We start from the raw sequence: 19456 nt of genomic DNA, 5'->3' as shown, positions 1-19456 counted from the left end.
AGGGATTTCCTTTCTCGCCCGGCATACCCCTCAGAACAACTCAATTGCCAACGAGACTTTCACGTGCCCCAACTGTCCCCCATTCGCATCGCCATCCGCCATGCCGTACTCTGTGCCAGCCTCGGTCTCGGTACCATTCCCTGCCTGACTCAGGCGGCTGAAGCCGGCCAGACCGATATGAGCCATGATCTGACTTTGCCAGCCGGCTCGCTGGATACCGCGCTGACCGCACTCAGCCGTGCCACTGGCCTGAACATCACGTTCGCCCAAGGTGACCTGGCTGGTAAGTACACGCCGGGGCTGCAAGGCCGCTTCAGCAACGACCAGGCACTTCGACAGCTGCTGGCCGGCAGCGGCCTGCATGCCGTACCGCAGCACAATGGCGGCTATCACCTGGTACCGATCCCGGATACACCTGACAACGGCGCCGTGGCACTGGACCCGACAGATGTGGTGGGCGCTCGACTCGGCACCACCACCGAAGGCACAGGCTCTTACACTACTGGCACCACCAGCATCGGCGGCAAAACCCAGAAGACACTGCGTGAGACACCACAGTCGGTCTCGGTCATGACCAAGCAGCGCATGCAAGACCAGAATCTCACCAGCCTGACCCAAGTGCTGGACCAAACCACCGGTATCACCGTAGTGGGCGGCAATGATTCGAAAAACGAGTTCTACTCGCGCGGTTTCGTCATTCGCAGCATCCAGACCGACGGCGGCGCGCCGATGTTCCGCAACGAGACCTACGACTCCCTGCCGGACATGACGGCTTACGACCATGTCGAAGTCCTGCGTGGTTCCGACGGCCTGTACGGCGGCACTGGCGACCCGGGTGGTAGCATCAACCTGGTGCGCAAGCGCGCGCTGGCATACAACTAACTGAAGATCAGCCAATCCGCCGGCAGTTGGAACAACTACCGTACCGAAGTAGACCTCACCGGTCCGTTGGGCTTCGACGGCGCGCTACGCGGTCGCATGGCCATGTCCTACGAGGACAAGGACTACTTCTATGATCGCGCCGATAGCGAAAAACACGCCATCTTCGGCACCCTCGAAGCCGACCTGACACCCGACACGCTACTGGCCGTGGGTGGCAGCTATGAGTGGCGTGACATGGACGGCTACTGGGATCGCGGTCTGGTGCGCTACAAGGATGGGCGCGAGATCAGCACGTCGCGCAGCAAATCGCTCGCTGCGGATTGGTCATCGAACAACTACAAACGTACCGAATACTTCGCCAAAGTCGAACACGCCCTGGATGAAAACTGGAAAGTCAACAGCAGCTACACCAAGACTAAGTTCGACTCCACTCAGGATATTGGTGAAGTGGCCTGGGCCGCCGACCCTGAGAACGCGCGCTCGGCCGACGGCTCGGTGTTCGGCCGCCTGATACGCGGCTACACCAACGAACAGGACTTGTTTGATGTGAACCTCGCCGGCAAGTTCGAAGCCTTCGGCCTGACCCACGAACTGCTGGTCGGCGCCGACTATTCCGAAGTAATGCGCACCTACTCCGACCACAGCGATGCCACGGTGCCCTTCGATGTCATCAATGATGACGCGGGCTCCATTGCCAAGCCTGCCAAGCCGGACATCTACTACTACAACCCCGACTGGAACCAGCGCAAAAGCGGTGCTTACGCCACGTTCAAGGCCCAACTGGCCGAACCACTGCACCTGACCCTTGGCGCCCGTTACTCGGACTACCGCGACTACGTGCGAACCGTCGTGCCGCGCTTCAACATGGATACGCCGGTCAAGGAAAGCAACCGCGGCGAGGTCACGCCGTTTGGCGCATTGGTGCTGGATGTAACGGACCAGTGGTCGCTCTATACCAGCTACGCCGAGATTTTCAACCCGCAGACCGCTTACAAGTCGATCGACGCCCATCCGCTGGACCCGATCGAGGGTGAGACCTACGAGTTCGGCACCAAAGGCGAACTGTTCGGAGGCCGCCTGAACATCTCCTCTGCGCTCTACTACACCAAGCGCGAGAACGAAGCGGTGAGCGTTGGCGGTGGTTACTACGCGGCCACCGGCGAAGTGGTGAGCAAAGGTATCGACACCGAGATCTCCGGTGAGTTGGCACCCGGCTGGCAGGCTATCGTTGGCTATACCCTGAACATCAACAAGCAGCGCACCGCCGGTAACCCAAGCAACACCGGCAAACCGATGAGTTCGCAGACGCCCAAGCATCTGTTCAAGTTCTTTACCACCTATCAACTGCCGGGTGAGTTTGAACGCTGGAAAGTTGGCCTGGGCGCAACCATCCAAAGCGACACCTACAAAAGCGGCACCGTCCAACGGCGCTTGGGTGATGGCAGTCTGAGCGAAGGCGAAGCCTACTCCTTCGACCAAGCCGGCTATGCCGTGTGGAATAGCATGGTCGAATACAAGATCGACGAGCACTGGACCGCACAGGTCAACGCAAACAATCTTTTCGACAAGACCTACTACCAGACAGTCGACGCCAGCGACGGCGGCAACTGGTACGGGGCGCCACGCAATTACATGCTGACCCTACGTGCAACGTTCTGAGAATAACGGAACGGGGCACTACCGTCGTATACGAAACACCTATTCGGGGCCGTTCAGGTCGCAAGCACCCCTTGTGCGGGAGGCTGTCGGCCCTGGAGCGGCTCCCGAGACGGGATAGACAGTTTATCAAGCGAATGGAGATCATCGTGGCTCTCGCGACCGGCAGCTTCGGGTCGAAAGCTGCCAGTCGCTACTGACCGCTACCAACCCATCGCGACGTCCACAGTATCCCGCACACTAGGCACAGGAACATGGAGCACCGGTCTACATCCGCGCATACGCCACGCTTGATTCCCTGTCCCGGTTCCTACTCTACAGCGCGTATTTCTTTGCCCCTGCAACACAGATGACAGCCCCCAGCGTTACCACCAGCATCACCCAGCTGACCTGCTCATGCAGCAGCAACGCTGCCAGCCCAAGCCCCATGAACGGCTGAAACAGTTGCAGCTGGCCCACCGCTGCAATGCCACCCTGGACAAGCCCTCGGTACCAGAACACAAACCCGATCAGCATGCTGAACAGTGAAACGTAGCCGAGGCTGAACCACGCAGGGGCGCTTACCTTGGCGAAGGCATCTGGCGCGGGAAGATTCACGATGGTTAGCAGCAGCATCAGCGGCAACGCCACCAGCAACGCCCAGCTGATCACCTGCCAGCCCCCCAATGTTCGCGACAGACGCGCCCCTTCCGCGTAACCCAAGCCACAGACGACTACCGCTGCCATCATCAGCAGGTCGCCCATCGCGGAAGCCTCACCGCCATTCATCAACGCGTAACCCGCCACGATCCCGGCGCCCATCATCGAGAACAGCCAGAACAGTGGCCGGGGCCGCTCGCCGCCCCGCAGCACGGCAAACCCTGCGGTACACAGTGGCAGCAGCCCCACGAAGACTATGGAGTGCGCAGAGGTGACGTGCTGCAGAGCCAGGGCCGTCAGCATCGGAAACCCGATGACCACGCCCAGCGCGGTTACAGCCAATGGCCACACGTCACGCCGTTCAGGTCGAGGCTGGCGCAGGACCAGCAATAGAAGCGCACCCAACAGGGCGGCAATCGTTGCCCTGGCACAGGTCAGGAACGTTGGTTCGAAGGCCGTCACTGCCACACGGGTCGCCGGCAAGGAGCCCGCGAAGATTGCGACGCCTATGAAGCCGTTGATCCATCCGCTTGTTGATCTTTGCATTGCCCAGCCCTCTGTAAGTGCGGGTTCAGTACATCACTGACGGGCGCAACCGGGCCATGTACAATCCAGTACAGTTTGGTCGAACTGTTATGCACATCAATCCAGCACAGTTGAGGGTGAGATGAAACGCGGTGCAACGCTGATCCGGACAGTCATGGGCGAGGTCCAGTCCAGGATTGTCTCTCGAACCTACACACCGGGTGCGCGTATTCCTTCGGTGCGGGCGATGGCGCAAGCCATGCAGGTATCGGTTTGCACCGTCCTTGAGGCCTACGAAAGGTTGATGGCCGAGGGTGTACTCAGCTCACGCCCTGGCTCGGGCTACTACGTAGCTGGGCCCGTGGCGCCGTTGGCACTGACCGAGCTCGGCCCTAGGCTCGATCGTGAAGTCGACCCACTGTGGATTTCGCGCCAGTCGCTTGAAAGCTCCAGCGAAGCGCTGAAACCGGGGTGCGGGTGGTTACCTGCGTCCTGGATGCACGAAGCCGGCGTGCGCAAGGCGCTTCGAATAGCAGCCCGTTCCGACACACTGCAACTCACCGAGTACGCGTCGCCGCTGGGGCATCCGCCGCTCAGGCAATTCCTGTCCAGACGGCTGGCAGGGAGCGGCGTTGAAGTGCCTCTGGAGCAGATCATGCTCACAGACTCCGGCACCCAGGCCATCGACCTGATTTGCCGCTTTCTCCTGGAGCCGGGGGACACCGTCCTGGTTGACGACCCCTGCTATTTCAACTTTCACGCGCTACTGAAAGCACACAGGGTGAGCATCGTAGGCGTGCCCTACACGCAGCACGGCCCAGACATCGATGCGTTCGGCGCGGCTCTGCTCAAGCACGCACCCAGGTTGTACATGACCAATTCCGGCATCCACAACCCGACCGGGGCCACTTTGTCTCCGGTCACGGCGCACCGGTTGCTGAAACTGGCCGACACCTCCAACCTGGTGATCGTGGAGGACGACATCTTCGCGGATTTCGAGCATACCCCCGCGCCACGGTTGTCGGCCTTCGATGGTCTCAATCGCGTCATCCAGATAGGCAGCTTCTCCAAGACCATCTCCGCTGCCATCCGCTGTGGCTATATCGCCGCCCGTGGCGACTGGATCGAGAGCCTGGTCGACCTCAAGATTGCCACCACCTTCGGGGCTGGGCGCTTGGCCGCGGGCATCATCCATCAGGCGATAACCGATAGCGGGTACCGAAAGCACCTAGAGAGCGTGCGTCTCAGGTTGGCCGAGGCCATGGACAGCACGGTCGCGAGGCTTCAGGCCGTCGGTATCAAGCCCTGGATAATTCCCCGGGCAGGCATGTACGTCTGGTGCCAACTGCCTGAAGGCAAGGATGCCGCAACCTTGGCCCGGGCCTGCCTAAAGGAAGGTGTATTGCTGGCGCCCGGCAATGCGTTCAGCCAGTCCATGACGGCGGGGGATTACCTGCGGTTCAACGTTGCGCAAGCGGAAGACACCAGGATCTACGAAGTGCTGAAACGGGCGCTGGGTGCATAGTCGCGAGCGCTAGTGTGATGACACGACCGGCGAGGGTGTGGTCGGCGCCGGCAACGCATAGGCCTGCTTCATCCGTGCCACTTCCGCCAACGGTGGCCGGCCGAACAGGCGCTTGAAGTTGCGGCTGAACAGCGACCACCTGAAGCATTTAGTGTTTCAACTAAGGGGAGTGCTGGCGATATAAGTGACGATTTTAGCTAATAAAATTCCCGTAGGTAAAAAGTCCTACAACTACCTGGGAAGTTTCCGACGGCACTCCAGCTTGTACATCTTTCCATCTGCACTACTCTCTGAAGTGCCGCAATGACGCGGCATCTTAATGGAGATACAAAAATGAAAATCATCCACATGGAAACTACCCAGCTGGCAAACTTTGCGCTTGTGGTTCAGACGTGCAAGTAACCCCTGAGCGTTGAAAGTTGAAGCGCAGGGCCGCCCTGCGCTTCAATTGGGAGGTTGAATGATAAATAAAAATTGCTTTTTTATAGATTTTCAAGATTCATTAGTGTGCTGGGATTTCAAGCAGCATAAGCAGTACCAACTGTCCAGCGCGCATGCGATTGAAGTGATCAATCACATTTATGGTGGCGCTGATCATGATGACAGCGTTGATGTTATGACTGAACTTAGAGGTATCGGGATCATTGCAGAGGAGGGGGCGCAAACCCATCTGTGGGAATGGGACATCCTTTCACGGATCTTTCATATTGGAACAAAAGATCTCATAACGGACGACCAGCCATCGAATGAAACAGAGTGGGCAGTCCACTATCTTGCTCACTGTGATGAAGCTCTGCAACAAGAGAGATTTTCATCAGACCAGGCCGAGGGTGACGGGTTTGTGTTGCCTCGATGGGATGATAGCGACGAAGTCAGCCGTGTAATGGGGCAGCGTATAACGGTTAGAAATTTTAAAGACGCGCCTGTCTCTTTGGTTGATCTTGGTCGTATCCTTCAGCAAACATTAGGCTTCTCAGTCGGACGTTCTCGGACAGACTGTACGATGACGAGTGACCCGTTTGCCCAGCGTCGTTTGAGCCCGTCTGCAGGTGGACTCAACGCGACCGAAGGGTATGTATATGTCTCAAACGTAACGGGTCTAGACCCTGGCTTCTATTACTATGATCCCCAGCACCATAGCCTACACTGGCGTGGTGAGCTGGTTTCAAAACTCGGCGATTTAGTCGCCGGTCAGCACTTCGTTAATAATGTACCTGTCGGATTATTTCTGACGTCGCGTTTCGACAAGCTGTGGTGGAAGTACAAGCACTCGAGAGCCTACAGGATGGCCCTCATTGAGGTTGGGCATGTTGCGCAGACTTTCCAACTTTCAGCCACTGCAACGGGTATGCAGACTTGGTTAACCGGTGCTCTGAATGACTCGCTCGTTGAACAAAGAATCGCGCTAGATAACCCCTGTGAGCACGTCCTATTTTTCGTGGCCTGCGGATACAGCGAGGGTGCTGCCATACCCGACTGCATGCGTGAGTTATTGACGTCTCGGGAGGCGGATCAAAAATGATGGGTGTATTAAATCGCAGGTCAAGAGTTTTCAAAGCATGGGACTCATCAAGTACAGTGCGCTCGAAAGCCTACTGCTATGAGCTAACGCCAAACGATTTTTCCATCAATGACCCCGAAATGTGGTTCCCGTCGCTGCTTGGTCCTGCATTGAGCCATCCTGCTGTATGTGCCTTGCCGGTTGAGAATAGGAAAATTCTCCATATTCACTATCTATTGTATTTCATGGATTACACGGCTCAACTTGAGATGGGTCAGGTGAATGAGGCTGTTCAGTGTATGTCAGTCGGTGGGCTTAGTGAGTATTTTAGTGCGGAGGACCGTAGAATGGGAATCCAACTGTATGTGGATGAAGGCTATCATGCGCTCTTTTCACTTCATTTGGCAGATCAATTGGCGACTCACTATGCCCTTGATAGGGTGAGTTCTTCTCGAATCTTAAATATGCATAGCCTTATCTCAAGCAGTGCAGAGGTCTACAAAGATCTAACCCGATTCTGTATAGCGTTCGTTTCAGAAACTGTCATTGTTCGCGAGTTGCTTGAGCTGACACGTGATGACCTCGTCAGGCCTGTGGCAAATATGTTTATGGATCACCTGCATGACGAAGGGCGTCACTCAATATATTTTATTGAGTGTTTTCCCATTCTTTGGCGCCAGCTCGGGGCGGGTGAGCGTGATCACGTGGTTGAAACTTTAATTAAGGTGCTGGCGGTATTCAGTCGGCCCGATGCGCGTTTCGGGAATTCGCTTTTCGCCTCGCACCCCACTGTGGCGTCTCACGTGCTTCCCGACCTCAAGCGGGGCTGGGTGCAAAGAATGAGGTCTCTGTCTGCTTCAACAATTCAAGCAATTAGCCGGACGGATATGTTGCGTAATACACATTATCACCAATTGTTCAATTCTGCAGGCTTACTTTCGTGAAGGGCGTGTATCAACCTGTGGTGCGTATCCATTTGCTCGCTCTGTTATTGTTGATGACCTTGATGGGTGTGTTCCCAATAGATGTAATTCTGCCCTCTTTTCCATCGCTCGCGGACAGGTTTGACGTTGATGTGAGTCACATAGCGTACTCAGCGAGTGGTTTTGCTCTCGTGGTCGCGCTGTCACAACTATTGATAGGGCCACTCTCCGACAGGATCGGTCGTAAGCGGCTACTCATGGCTGGACTGACATTAGCCACACTAGGCGCTGTCGGTTGCATGCTTGCGAACCGCTATACGGCTTTCATGTTCTTTCGGTTCGTTCAGGGGCTGGGGTGTGGTAGTTTTGTTCTGAGCCAGGCACTTGTGCAAGACCTGTATGACGGGCGGCAATTAAACGCGGTACGTATCATGCTGACGACTGCAAGTGGGGTGTTCATCTGCTTATCCCCAGTGGCTGGCGTTATGTTGGAGACGTCGTTTGGGTGGCAGTCCAGTTTTTTTGTTTTTATAATGCTTAATCTAGTTGCATTTGTACTGATTATATTCATCCCGCCCGAACATACGGTGGCGGGTAGTCGCGACCCCATCCTTCATGTGTACAGGAAGATGTTGTTAGACAGGGCCTACATGTCTTTGTCCCTGTTATCAGCCGTCGCCTTTGCTTGCCATTTTTCATTCGTTATCGCAGCCCCCATTTTACTCATGGGGACGCTGGAGCTCTCCGCACATGAATTTTCTTTAGTGTTCATGTGCTATGGGCTGTCGTACGTATTGGGGGGCGTGATCGCTGGCTGGTTTAATCGTATGGTCAACCCATTGTTCCAGGTTGGATTAGGGTTGCTGCTGGTGGGGTTTGCCAGTTGTTTGCTCCTGCTTTGGCAGATGACAGAAGGAGTGACCTTAGTGGGGCTGATGGTTCCGATGATCGTTTGTACAGCGGGTACCACACTGGTACGGCCTGCCGCTACCACTCAGGCGTTGTCACGGCACCCCCGTCACGCCGGGGCGGCGTCGGCACTGAACACTACTCTCATGTTTGCGGTCGGTGGACTCGCAAGCACACTAATGGCAGCCATGAAGACGGTGACGCCGATGAACCTTGGTTTCATGTTTCTTGCTTTCTGTATGCTTGGATGGCTGTTGCTTCAGGTGCTCAAGCACTGCCAGCCTACAGCGGTTGACCACCGCACCCAGCGATGCGCTTCTGGCCGCCGCCAATCACGTGGTAACCACAACTCCCTCACAACACCGCCGAAAACACCGAAGCCGTAATCCGCTCACTCAACAATTCCAACGCCCGAATCCCCGCCAACGAGTTCCCCGAGGCATTCAACGCCGGCGACCACACGCAGATGCTGTACCGCCCCGGCACCACCGCGACAATACCGCCGCCCACGCCGCTCTTGCCGGGCAGGCCGACGCGGTAGGCAAAGTTGCCGGCCTCGTCGTACAGGCCGCTGGTGGCCATGATCGCGTTTACCTGCTGGGCCTGGCGGGGGGTGAGGATGTGTTCGCCGCTGTGTGGGCAGTAGCCGCTGTTGGCCAGGAAGGCGAAGCCGCGGGCGACGTCTGCGCAGTTCATGGACAGCGCGCAGTGGTGGAAGTAGCTGCCCAGTACGGCGTCCACGTCGTTGTGGAAGTTGCCGAAGGCTGTCATCAGCCAGGCCATGGCCGCGTTGCGGGCGCGGTGTTGGTATTCGGATTCAGCGACCACGGCGTCGCTGACGATACGCGGGTTGCCTGCCAGGCGGCGGACGAAGTCGCGCATCGACAGGGCGGGTGTGGCGAAGCGTGACTGGTTGATGTCGCAGATCACCAGGGCGCCGGCATTGATGAAAGGGTTGCGCGGGCGGCCTTTCTCCACCTCCAGCTGTACCAGCGAGTTGAACGCCTGGCCGGAGGGCTCGTAGCCCAGGCGGGACCAGATGTCTTCGCCGCTGTGGTTGATCGCCTGGACTAGGCTGAACACCTTGGAAATGCTCTGGATGGAGAATGGCGTATGTGCGTCGCCAGCGCAGTGCAGCTGGCCATCCAGGCTGTGCACGGCGATGCCCAACTGGTTGGGATCGACCTGGGCGAGGGCGGGGATGTATTGCGCGACCTGACCTTGGCTTAGCAGGGGGCGGACCTGGTCGAGGATCTCTTGCAGCATGTCTTGCATCGCAACGGCCTTGGCTACGAGGGGGGAGTAGCCATAGACGATGCTGATAGCCGGTAGGGCACGCTTCGGACCGACGCGTGCCCTACCGGCTACCTGTCAGCTGCCAGTATGGGGCAAAGGCGTCAGCCCGCTGTCTTTTATGGCATTGTCCGCTTTGGCAGAGGCCATGTAGTCGAGCAGTTTCTGAGAGGCATCGTGATGCTGGCTGTTCGAAACAATCGATCCAGAATACAGGGTCATTTTCTGGGCCTCTTCCGGGATCAAACCCACGATGTCGATACCAGGCACTGGCTTCAACTCGCTCAGTTGCTGGAACCCAACCTGTGCCTGACCACGTGCAACCACGCTGCCAACAGGTTCTGCCGGAATCATGTGAGCCTTGCTAGCGAAATCATTGCCTAAAGCCATGCTTGGGAACAAGGTCTTGGAAAGGTACACCCCGCTTGCGCTGTCAGAGTAGGCCACCGAGCGGCTGGCAAGCAAAGCCTTGCGTAAGCCCTGCATGGTGGAAATATCAGGTTTAGGCTCGCCTTTGCGTACGGCCATGGCAATGAAGGATTTGCCTAGATCAACGCGGCTAGCCTTGTCTGCCTTGCCATCGGCCACCAGCTTGTCCAGTGCAGAGCCTACCATCAATACCACGTCCGCTTGTTCGCCGCGCGCCAGCCTGTTAGGGATCGCCTGCTTGGTTTCACCCATGGAAGGTGCCGCCAGTATATTCAGTTTGACTCCATATTCGTGCTCGTACACAGGTGCCACTTCACGTATAGCACCCATGATGCCACCGGAGCTGAGGATAGTCAGCGTGGTGGTGGGGGGCTGCGGGGACTCGGCGGCCGAGCAGGTGAATGCTGCCGCCACTAACGCTGTGCACATCAAACTTTTGAACATGGGAATGTTCCAACTGGTTAAAAGTCGGATCTTAGACAGTCAGGTGGAGTAGATGGGTTAACGGGCTATTAAAGATGTTTCATAAACGCGTTTCAGATGGCCTATGCGCTGGGCCCACGTTTACTACCCACAACCGTGCCGGCGTTCATCCACCTCCAAGGTCAACGGTTCGGCCATTTTTCCAACAGAATGGAAACGAATTTTTCTGCCGCAGGAGATAACGATGCGCCGCGCCGATACACCAGGCCTAGCGTGCGGGTGACCTGGGGCTCCACCAACGGCACGCTCACCAAGGTAGGGTGATCGGCGGTTGGCATGGCCAGGCTGGGCATGGCCGAGACACCTAACCCGGCTTCTACCATGCCCAGGGACGTCGATAAGTGCTGTACCTCGTAAAACCACTTCGGGCGTAAACTCAGGCCCGACAGTGCATGGTCGAGCAACATACGATTGCCACTTAGCCGCCCGACCCCAATGAGCCGATAGTCAGCAAGCTCGGCCCAGGTCACTGCCTCTCGATTGGCCAGCTTGTGATCACGTCTGCATGCCAGCACGAAGTGCTCCTGCACCAATGACACGAACTCTATATCCGGGTGCTGCCCGCTCATCATGTTGATCCCGAAATCCGCTTCGCCTCTTAGCACCGCTTCCAAACCATCATTCGCGCTTAAATCCAGCAAACGTATGCGGATTTTGGGGTAGCGGTCGTTGTAGTCGCGGATCACGGTCGGCAAGAAATAGAACGCCGCCGTTGGAATGCACGCCAAGGTGACCTGCCCGGTCTGGCGCTCGGCCAGTTCTCGAATGCTTAAAATCGAGTCTTCGAAATCGTCGAGCAGGCGACGGGCCTTGGGCAGAAAGTCCCGTCCAACGCTGGTCAAGCTCACCCGGCGCGTCGTGCGTTCGAGCAGTGACGTGCCGAGCCCTTCCTCCAACTTTTTTATGCGACGGCTCAACGCGGGTTGTGACAGGTGGAGTACCTCAGCAGCCTCATGAAAGCTACCAAGTTCGGCGATTTTCACGAAAGATCGAATGTCTTGAAGCTCATATTCCATCAGTCAGCCTGCTCGGTGGGGACGATAATTGTTTTGTTAAACGCAATAAAAGCGACGATATTTGCATTGGAATGATTTATCCATCCCTGTCACTCTTTTGCTCACGGCATCAATGATGTCCATTGATCAACAAGAGTGCGATAACATGCAACGTATTCCTTGCGTACTCATGCGCGGCGGTACCTCCAAAGGGCCGTTCTTTCACGCATCCGACTTGCCTGCCAATGTGGTCGAACGCGACGAGTTACTGATCAGCCTGATGGGTTCAGGCCATGAACTGGAAATCGACGGAATTGGCGGCGGCAGCCCCCAGACCAGCAAAGTTGCCATCATCAGCCCCTCCAGCCATGCTGATGCCGACGTGGATTACTTGTTTGTCCAGGTCATGGTCGCCCAGCGCCGCGTGGACACAGCGCCTAACTGCGGCAACATGCTCTGTGCGGTGGGGCCGTTCGCCATTGAGCAAGGGCTGGTGAAAAGCCAGGAAGGCAAAACACTGGTCCGTATCCGCAACTTGAACACCGGCACCTTCGTCAATTCCCTGGTGGAGACGCCGGGCGGCGCTGTCCGTTATGAGGGCCGTACCGCAATTGATGGCGTACCGGGCACTGCCGCCCCTGTGCACCTTACGTTCCTCGATGCCGTCGGCAGCAAGACAGGGAAACTCTTTCCCACCGGTCAGGCAAAAGATGTGATTGATGGGGTACCTGTAACCTGTATCGATATGGCCATGCCGATGATGGTAATCGAAGCAAGTGAATTGGGCATCACCGGCTCTGAGACTGCCGCAGAGCTGGACGCCAACGCGCCGTTGCTCAAACGCCTGGAAGCTTTGCGCCTGAAAGCGGGCAAGGCGATGGGCCTGGGTGACGTCAGCAATATGGTCATTCCCAAACCGGTCTTGGTTTCCAAGCCCCGTTACGACGGCACACTTCAGGTTCGTTACTTCATGCCGCATAACTGTCACCGTGCCCTGGCTATTACAGGGGCAGTCGGTTTGGCGACGGCCTGCGTCAGCCCCGGTAGTGTGATCGAGGACTTACTGGGCAAAGAGGCGCTCGGCCTCAGTGAAGTGCGGCTTGAGCACCCAAGTGGTGGCATTGACGTCGCGCTTTCACGTTCGGGTGCAGATGGCAAGACCCTTCAGGCCTCTGTAGTCCGGACTGCCCGCCGCCTGTTCTCCGGGTTTGTATACGCACCTACGTTCCGCAGGCTGGCAGGCTGAGCCACGCTGTCTGCCGCCGAACGTTGTTCCAAGCGCATCCGCACAATATGAATAATGGGTGATGCCTCATGAAACTTGCCAAATCGCTTTACTTCCAGATCCTCTGCGCCGTCCTGCTGGGCGTATTGGTTGGGCACATCTGGGCGCAACAAGCCGTCGCGCTCAAGCCGCTGGGCGATGCTTTCATCAAACTGGTGAAGATGATGATCGCTCCCGTGGTGTTTTGTACCATCGTGACCGGTATTGCCGGCATGACGGACAAGCGGTCTTTGGGGCGCTTGATGAGCAAAACGTTGCTCTTGTTCCTGGGTTTGACGATCGCCAGTCTCATCCTAGGGCTGGTGGCGGTTTACCTGTTCAAGCCCGGCGTGGGCATGAACATTGACCCTGCCAGTTTGAGCACAAAAGGGCTGGACCAATTCACGGCATCGGCGGCAAAGCTGAGTGTCGTGGATTTCTTCATGCATATCATCCCGGACACGTTCCTGGGCGCCTTCACCAAAGGTGAGGTGCTGCCGGTCCTCTTCATCGCGGTATTGAGCGGGTTCGCCTTGTCTTCAACGGGCGAGAAGGGCAAGCCGGTACTGCATGTGCTTGAGGCCACGTCCACCATGGTTTTCCGCATCTTCGGCTACCTGATGCGCTTTGCGCCCATCGGAGCATTTGGTGCACTGGCATTCACGGTGGGGCAATACGGTATTACCTCGCTCGGTTCGCTGGCCAAGCTGATTGGAACACTCTATATCGCGTGTGCGTTCTTCGTGATCGTGGTGCTTGGCGCCCTGTGCCGTGCCCATGGGTTCAGCCTGTGGAAGCTGCTGCGATATTTCCGTGAAGAGTTCCTGGTCGTGCTCGGTACATCGTCAACCGAGCCCGTCTTGCCGCGGATGTTGGAAAAACTCGAAAAACTGGGTTGTAAAAAAGGTGTGGTTGGGCTGGTTTTGCCGACCGGCTATTCTTTCAACCTAGACGGTACTGCGATTTATCTTTCACTGGCGGCCGTGTTCATTGCACAAGCGTGCAACATCGACCTGAGCCTCGGCCAGGTGGTGACGATGCTCGCGGTCATGCTGCTGTCTTCCAAAGGTGCTGCAGGCGTTACGGGCAGTGGCTTTGTGGCGCTGGCATCGACATTGACAGTGATGCACGATATTCCTCTGGCAGGCCTCGCGTTGCTGATCGGTATTGACCGATTCATGTCCGAAGCCAGGGCACTGACCAGTCTGGCCAGCAACGCTGTGGCGACGGTGGTCATATCGATTTCCGAAAACGCCTGTGACCGCCAAACCTTGCTGGAGCGCCTGAATGGACAGCCGGCAACCGAACAGGTGCCTGCCCCGGCTGTTACAGACTGGTCGGCCGAGCCCAACCGCTTAAGCTAATCCATTACCCCTGAATAATGAACTTGAACCTCACCCGGCGTTGCCGGGTGAGGGCAGGGCTCGTCTGCACGTTAGACAGCCATACGGCGTATAAAAACAAGAGAGAGAAATCATGCTAGCACTCCTGGGACTGGTCATGGTGGTGACGTTCACCTACCTGATCATGAGCAAGCGCCTTTCCCCTATCGTTGCACTCACTGTAGTGCCCATCGTCTTCGCTGTGATTGGCGGCTTTGCCCCCGATCTCGGGAAAATGATGCTCGACGGCCTGAAGATGGTCGCGCCGTCTGCCGCACTGTTGCTGTTCGCCATTCTGTTTTTCGGCTTGATGATCGACGCGGGTCTATTCGATCCCCTGATCCGCAAGATCCTCAAGCGTGTTAACGGGGACCCTGTCAAGATTGCGATTGGTACGGCGTTGCTTTCGTTGGTCGTTGCGCTGGACGGCGACGGCACTACGACCTATATGATCACCTGTGCTGCCATGTTGCCCCTGTACAGGCGCATCGGCATGAACCCCATGGTGCTGGCCACCGTGTCTATGCTCTCCCTCAGTATCATGAGTGGCATGAGCCCTTGGGGTGGCCCTGCGACCCGAGCCATTGCTGCACTTGGCCTGGATGCCACGGAATACTTCATTCCCATGCTTCCCACCGTCATAGGGGGCGCCCTGTGGGTCGTATTCACCGCTTATTTGCTGGGCCGGGCTGAACGCCGTCGAATCGGTAATATTGCGCTCGAGTCCGGTGGCGGCAATTGCTACATCAAGGAAATTTTGGGTGACAGCCCCAACAAGCGCCCCCGTCTCGCTTACGTGAACCTGGTGTTGGTGATTATCGTGATGACAGCCCTGGTCATGGGAATCATGCACGCCGCCATTTTGTTCATGATCGGCTTCGTCGCGGCCCTCATGTTGAACTATCCCCAGCTGGACGTGCAGAAAGAACGGATTCTAGCGCACTCCGGCAATGCGATGACCGTGGTACTGCTGGTGTTCGCTGCAGGGATATTTGCCGGAATCTTTTCGGGCACCAAAATGGTGGATGCTCTTGCCCAGACGCTGGTGGACTGGATTCCGGACGCGTGGAGTCACTGGTTCCCGCTGGTCGTCGCAATCACCAGCATGCCCCTCACATTCGTACTGTCCAACGATGCCTAGTATTTCGGCGTGGTGCCCATCCTGGCTAACGCCGCCGCGGCCTACGGCATCGACCCGGTCGAGATTGCACGTGCCTCCGTGCTGGGCCAGCCCGTACACCTTATGAGCCCTCTCGTGGCCTCCACGCTGTTGCTCGTGGGCATGGTCGACAAGGACATCGGCGACTTCCAGAAAGCCACGGTGAAGTGGGCGGTACTCACGTCGCTCGTTATAACCGCGCTGGCGTTGCTCACTGGCGCGCTTTCATTTTTTGTCTGAATAGAACCGGGCGCTTGCCGGGCGCCTGGCGACAACGATCTTAAAACAACAATAGAGTACCGATCATGTCCTTGATAATTCGCGGGGCCACCTGTGGCCTGCTGTGCGGTTGCCTGCCGGTTGCTAACGCAGCTGGGTTTATGGACGACAGCAAACTCAAGCTGCAACTGCGTAATGTCTATTTCAATGAAAATTTCCGCGACGAGCAGGGGATGAGTGCCCGCGCTGCAGCCAATGCCAAAAGCGAGCGCACGGAATGGGCGCAGGGCTTCTTGCTCGATTTTCAGTCCGGCTTCACCCCGGGTACCCTAGGGCTTGGGGTTGATGCATTGGGTTTGTTTGGCGCTCGCCTGGATTCGGGGCGAGGCCGCAACGGCACCGGACTTTTGCCAGTGCATGATGACGGTCGTGCCGCCAGCGAGTTTGCCAGTGCCGGGGTCACGGCGAAGGCCCGCCTAGGCAAGACGGTGGTCAAGCACGGGACATTGCTACCCAAAACCCCGGTGCTGGTGAACAATGATGCGCGCTTGTTGCCACAAACGTTCGACGGTACACAGCTGACCAGCACGGATATCGCCGGCCTGACCTTTACAGCAGGCCATCTTGATCGCTTCAAACAACGCGACTCGTCAAATACGATGGGCTTGTACCTTGACGGTTACAGCGGGGACAAGTCTGGAGACTTTAGCTTTGCAGGTGCCGACTACACCCTCACTGAACAGCTTCGGCTGAGCTATTTCCATGGGCAGCTCGAGTATTTCTACCGCCAAGACTACGCTGGCCTTGTCCACGACCTGCCGTTGGCTGGCGGCGTTCTAACTACCGACCTGCGATACTTCAAAAGCAAGAGCATGGGCGCAGCGTACGGTGGGCCTATCGACAATGACATGTTCAGCGGCCAGGTTTCCTACGCGCACTCCGGGCACACATTCGGTGCTGGCTACCAAGTGCTCGATGGTGAGGCCGGGTTGCCTTATATCAGCGGCGCCACAGTGTACTCATTCAGCAACGTGGGTATCGGCAAGTTCATCGAAGAGGAAGAGAAAACCTGGATGGCAAGTTATGCGTATAACTTTGCTGCCGCGGGTGTCCCAGGCCTTACATTCATGACTCGATACCTAAGTGGTGACAACGGCCGCTCAGGCCATGCTGGGCTTAGCGAGTGGGAGCGCGACATGGAAATCGCCTATGTGGTGCAGGCCGGCCCTGCCAAAGGATTGGGGGTAAAGTACCGCAACTATGTCTACCGCGCTGATTATGCCCGAGGACGTGACAGTAACCGGCTGTACTTGACTTACGATATCGCTATTTGGTGAGTCGCTGATCTTGGCTTCCCTTCTGTTGCGGCGAGTATTGCGGCTGCTTTGGAGGGCGAACAGGCTTCTAGGGCATGGGTTTCAGGCCCATAGCCCAAAGAGCACCAGCACCGCCACACCCAGCCCCACGGCAACCGAACACCCACCCAACGACAATGCCGCCCTGCCTTGGCGGTACCAACCGTCATGCCCCAGTTGCCGTGCCGGGGCCAGCAGGCTGCGCCAGCGCAGCTCGGTGTCGTGGAAGGCTTGCAGGTGGGCGGGGTGTGCATCGAGCCAGCGGCGGAAGTCGATGCGTTCGCAGGCGGATACGTCTGGGCTTTGCAGGCGTACGTACCATTGGCCGGCAACGCTCGCCAGCACGTCACGGCGCGGCAGGCCGGCGTGCAGGGCTTGGGCCATGTGGCGCTCGATGCTGCGCACGGGCAGGTCGAGGCGGGTGGCGATACGGGTGAAGTCGAGCTGGTCCAGGCGGCTGAGCAAAAACACCTGTTGTACCCGCCGGGGCAGCCGCTTCAATGCGTGTAATAGCGCAGTGTCCGCATCTGCGGTGGCAGGGGTTGGGTCCTCGAGGCGCAGCAGCAGGCGGGTCATGGACAGCTCCTTGCTGATAAGGGGAGGGGCGTGATGTCTTCCGTGATGGGAGTGAGCGTAGGTGAAACGAGATTGATTCTCAAGTGCTGATTCAGCAAAGTTTTGTAATGAGCGTTCACGCTCTGAAACACCTTTGCTATCATCCGCGCCATCACGATCTTCATTAGCCTGAAGAGCCAAAAAAAAGACCCGGCAAAAAGCCGGGTCAAAAACCGTGATTAGCCTGATGAGGAGATAATCTGAGAGCGACCTAAGCTCCAGATTATCCAGCTGATCTCGCGATCAGCTGAGTGCAATAATAATCGTTATCATTTGCCAGTCAAATGATTTTTTGTTCATCCGGTAAAAAAAATCACCGGAGCGCTTCCTTGTCCCGGCAATCGGGGCCATTGCCGTAACGCGGCCACCACGTTTCCCTTCTTGCTACCCGTCTGTTTCCAGCCCGCGCCTGTGCTCCAGTAGTGCGCGCGCCATGTCCATCATGTGCATCAACGCAAACGTGAGCTCCCGCTGGCTGCCATGCTGGTGCGTGGCCGTTTCCTGGGCTGTTGCGGCGGCGCATCGCAGCAGGGCGATGGCGTGCTCCTGGGCCTGCTCGCTGGTGACGCCTTCATGCAGCGTCCAGATTTTGTTCTCCAACGTGGGGCGTGGAGGGTTGGGGTTCAGGTAGTAATCGAGGGCGCGGCGGGCTGCTTCGCTGTCGAGATCTGTTTCGTCGTTTTTCGATGGTTTCATCGCGATACCTTATGAGTTCTCGTCAAACACACAGAAACCTTAGGATAGGTCAATCTGTACTATTTGGCGGCTTAAAAATAATTCAGATTGTGTATTGCTGGCAGTAATACAGTCCGTATTGTTTCGGCCATGGAAAACTGGAATGCATTTCTCAAGCGCTACAAGCGCGAACATAACCTCAGCCAGCTGAAGTTGGCCGAGCGCCTTGGTATGACTCAAGGCGGTGTGGGTCATTGGCTGCGTGGCACGCGACGGCCGACTCTGGAAACCATCAATGAAAAGCTCGAAAAGCTGGGACTCATCTATCTCGAAGCGCAAGTGATGGTGGTTGAGCGCGATATCGTGCGCGAGACATCACCACACTATGGGCCGGCACGGCCGATTTCCCCCCAGGCACTGCTTTACGCCAGCTTCAGGTTTCCAGTGCTGGCATGGGCTGACCTGCAAGGGCCGCTTCCGGACGCCAGCGAAGTCCACGAACAGACTGATTACATGCCTGCGGGCAACGCGTTCTGGTTGGCTGTTGAGAATGACTCGATGAATGCAACTAGCGGCCAGAGCGTGCCTGAAGGTATGCGGGTACTGGTTGACACAGGGCTTGATGCGAAACCAGGCAACCTGGTTATCGCGCGGCAACCTGGGCGTCCCGCGGTCTTGCGCCAATTGGTGGAAGAGGGCGGTGACAAGATGCTCAGGCCTTTGAATGCGCGGTATCCCACGGTTTTGTGTGAGGACGGCTGCGAGTTCCTGGGTGTGGTGGTGCGTGTGCACGGGTCGTTTTGACGGGTGTGCTGTTGGCGCCGTGCCGGCGCATCGCGAGCTGCGCTCGCTCCTACGGGTGCCTCGGGCCATTTTCTGCAGCGCTATTTGCCGGCGAACTCCTGGGGGCGCAACACGATCTTGCGCCGTACCCACAAGGCGGTCGCGCGCGCCCGTCACAGGCGTAACTGGCCCAAAACAACCGTAGGAGCGAGCGCAGCTCGCGATGCGCCGCGCGGGCGGCGCT

The 19456-nt window shown here is 57.3% G+C and carries 16 protein-coding genes and 1 pseudogene; 11 read left to right on the top strand and 6 right to left on the bottom strand.

Going from position 1 to position 19456, the window contains the following annotated elements; genetic code table 11:
* Nucleotides 1–63: 63 nt before the first annotated feature.
* Together IAE38_RS18405 and IAE38_RS18400 are read left to right on the top strand one after the other, a co-directional pair.
* Complete coding sequence (locus IAE38_RS18405; RefSeq protein WP_201218577.1) at nt 64–882, top strand: TonB-dependent receptor; 819 nt, start codon at nt 64–66, stop codon at nt 880–882.
* Nucleotides 883–2541: a TonB-dependent siderophore receptor gene (locus tag IAE38_RS18400; protein ID WP_201218604.1), complete on the top strand. Its 1659-nt coding sequence runs from the start codon at nt 883–885 to the stop codon at nt 2539–2541.
* 312 nt (nt 2542–2853) lie between these two features.
* On the opposite strand, the gene IAE38_RS18395 is transcribed toward IAE38_RS18400, so the two are convergent.
* Entirely contained in the window at nt 2854–3723 is an 870-nt protein-coding gene (locus IAE38_RS18395) for a DMT family transporter (protein WP_201218575.1), read from the bottom strand.
* A 121-nt stretch (nt 3724–3844) separates the two neighbouring features.
* Here IAE38_RS18395 and IAE38_RS18390 point away from each other — a divergent pair, with 121 nt between their 5' ends.
* From IAE38_RS18390 to IAE38_RS18375, 4 genes are all read left to right on the top strand, one after another.
* Nucleotides 3845–5227: an aminotransferase-like domain-containing protein gene (locus IAE38_RS18390; RefSeq protein WP_201218573.1), complete on the top strand. Its 1383-nt coding sequence runs from the start codon at nt 3845–3847 to the stop codon at nt 5225–5227.
* A 460-nt stretch (nt 5228–5687) separates the two neighbouring features.
* On the top strand, nt 5688–6749 hold the full coding sequence (locus IAE38_RS18385; RefSeq protein ID WP_201218571.1) for a SagB family peptide dehydrogenase: 1062 nt from the start codon (nt 5688–5690) through the stop codon (nt 6747–6749).
* Nucleotides 6746–7672, top strand: coding sequence for a diiron oxygenase (locus IAE38_RS18380; RefSeq protein WP_201218569.1), 927 nt, complete (start codon nt 6746–6748; stop codon nt 7670–7672). Before IAE38_RS18385 ends, IAE38_RS18380 begins: the two co-directional genes overlap by 4 nt.
* A 53-nt stretch (nt 7673–7725) precedes the next feature.
* A complete protein-coding gene (locus tag IAE38_RS18375) occupies nt 7726–8946 on the top strand; it encodes a multidrug effflux MFS transporter (protein WP_201218602.1) in 1221 nt (406 codons plus the stop codon).
* On the opposite strand, the gene glsB is transcribed toward IAE38_RS18375, so the two are convergent.
* From glsB to IAE38_RS18360, 3 genes are all read right to left on the bottom strand, one after another.
* On the bottom strand, nt 8915–9835 hold the full coding sequence (gene glsB, locus IAE38_RS18370) for a glutaminase B (RefSeq protein WP_028632300.1): 921 nt from the start codon (nt 9833–9835) through the stop codon (nt 8915–8917). The two genes, IAE38_RS18375 and glsB, sit on opposite strands and share 32 nt — an antisense overlap.
* Before the next feature lie 96 nt (nt 9836–9931).
* Nucleotides 9932–10726 (bottom strand): substrate-binding domain-containing protein, encoded by a 795-nt coding sequence (locus IAE38_RS18365; protein WP_201218567.1) that lies wholly within the window; start codon nt 10724–10726, stop codon nt 9932–9934.
* A gap of 161 nt (nt 10727–10887) precedes the next feature.
* The gene (locus IAE38_RS18360) at nt 10888–11781 is read right to left on the bottom strand and encodes a LysR family transcriptional regulator (protein WP_201218566.1); all 894 of its coding nucleotides are present in this window, start codon (nt 11779–11781) and stop codon (nt 10888–10890) included.
* 145 nt (nt 11782–11926) lie between these two features.
* On the opposite strand from IAE38_RS18360, the gene IAE38_RS18355 reads away from it, so the two are divergent.
* From IAE38_RS18355 to IAE38_RS18340, 4 genes and pseudogenes are all read left to right on the top strand, one after another.
* Complete coding sequence (locus IAE38_RS18355; protein WP_201218564.1) at nt 11927–13006, top strand: 4-oxalomesaconate tautomerase; 1080 nt, start codon at nt 11927–11929, stop codon at nt 13004–13006.
* A 68-nt stretch (nt 13007–13074) separates the two neighbouring features.
* Nucleotides 13075–14388, top strand: a complete 1314-nt coding sequence (locus IAE38_RS18350; RefSeq protein ID WP_201218562.1) for a dicarboxylate/amino acid:cation symporter — start codon at nt 13075–13077, stop codon at nt 14386–14388.
* 112 nt (nt 14389–14500) lie between these two features.
* A pseudogene (locus tag IAE38_RS18345) lies at nt 14501–15805 on the top strand (CitMHS family transporter).
* 65 nt (nt 15806–15870) lie between these two features.
* Entirely contained in the window at nt 15871–17121 is a 1251-nt protein-coding gene (locus IAE38_RS18340) for an OprD family porin (RefSeq protein ID WP_201218560.1), read from the top strand.
* A gap of 81 nt (nt 17122–17202) precedes the next feature.
* Here IAE38_RS18340 and IAE38_RS18335 read toward each other — a convergent pair whose 3' ends face one another.
* Both IAE38_RS18335 and IAE38_RS18330 read right to left on the bottom strand, forming a co-directional pair.
* Complete coding sequence (locus IAE38_RS18335; protein WP_201164701.1) at nt 17203–17715, bottom strand: DUF4880 domain-containing protein; 513 nt, start codon at nt 17713–17715, stop codon at nt 17203–17205.
* Between the two features lie 423 nt (nt 17716–18138).
* Nucleotides 18139–18450, bottom strand: coding sequence for a DUF6124 family protein (locus IAE38_RS18330; protein WP_028632302.1), 312 nt, complete (start codon nt 18448–18450; stop codon nt 18139–18141).
* Between the two features lie 129 nt (nt 18451–18579).
* Here IAE38_RS18330 and IAE38_RS18325 point away from each other — a divergent pair, with 129 nt between their 5' ends.
* Nucleotides 18580–19233: a LexA family protein gene (locus IAE38_RS18325; RefSeq protein ID WP_201164700.1), complete on the top strand. Its 654-nt coding sequence runs from the start codon at nt 18580–18582 to the stop codon at nt 19231–19233.
* The last annotated feature ends 223 nt before the right edge of the window (nt 19234–19456 follow it).

The organism is Pseudomonas sp. S32, assembly GCF_016648095.1.
Classification (GTDB): Bacteria; Pseudomonadota; Gammaproteobacteria; order Pseudomonadales; family Pseudomonadaceae; genus Aquipseudomonas; species Aquipseudomonas parafulva.
Note: the sequence above shows the minus strand (reverse complement) of the source record. Positions and strands in the feature narration are given on the sequence as shown.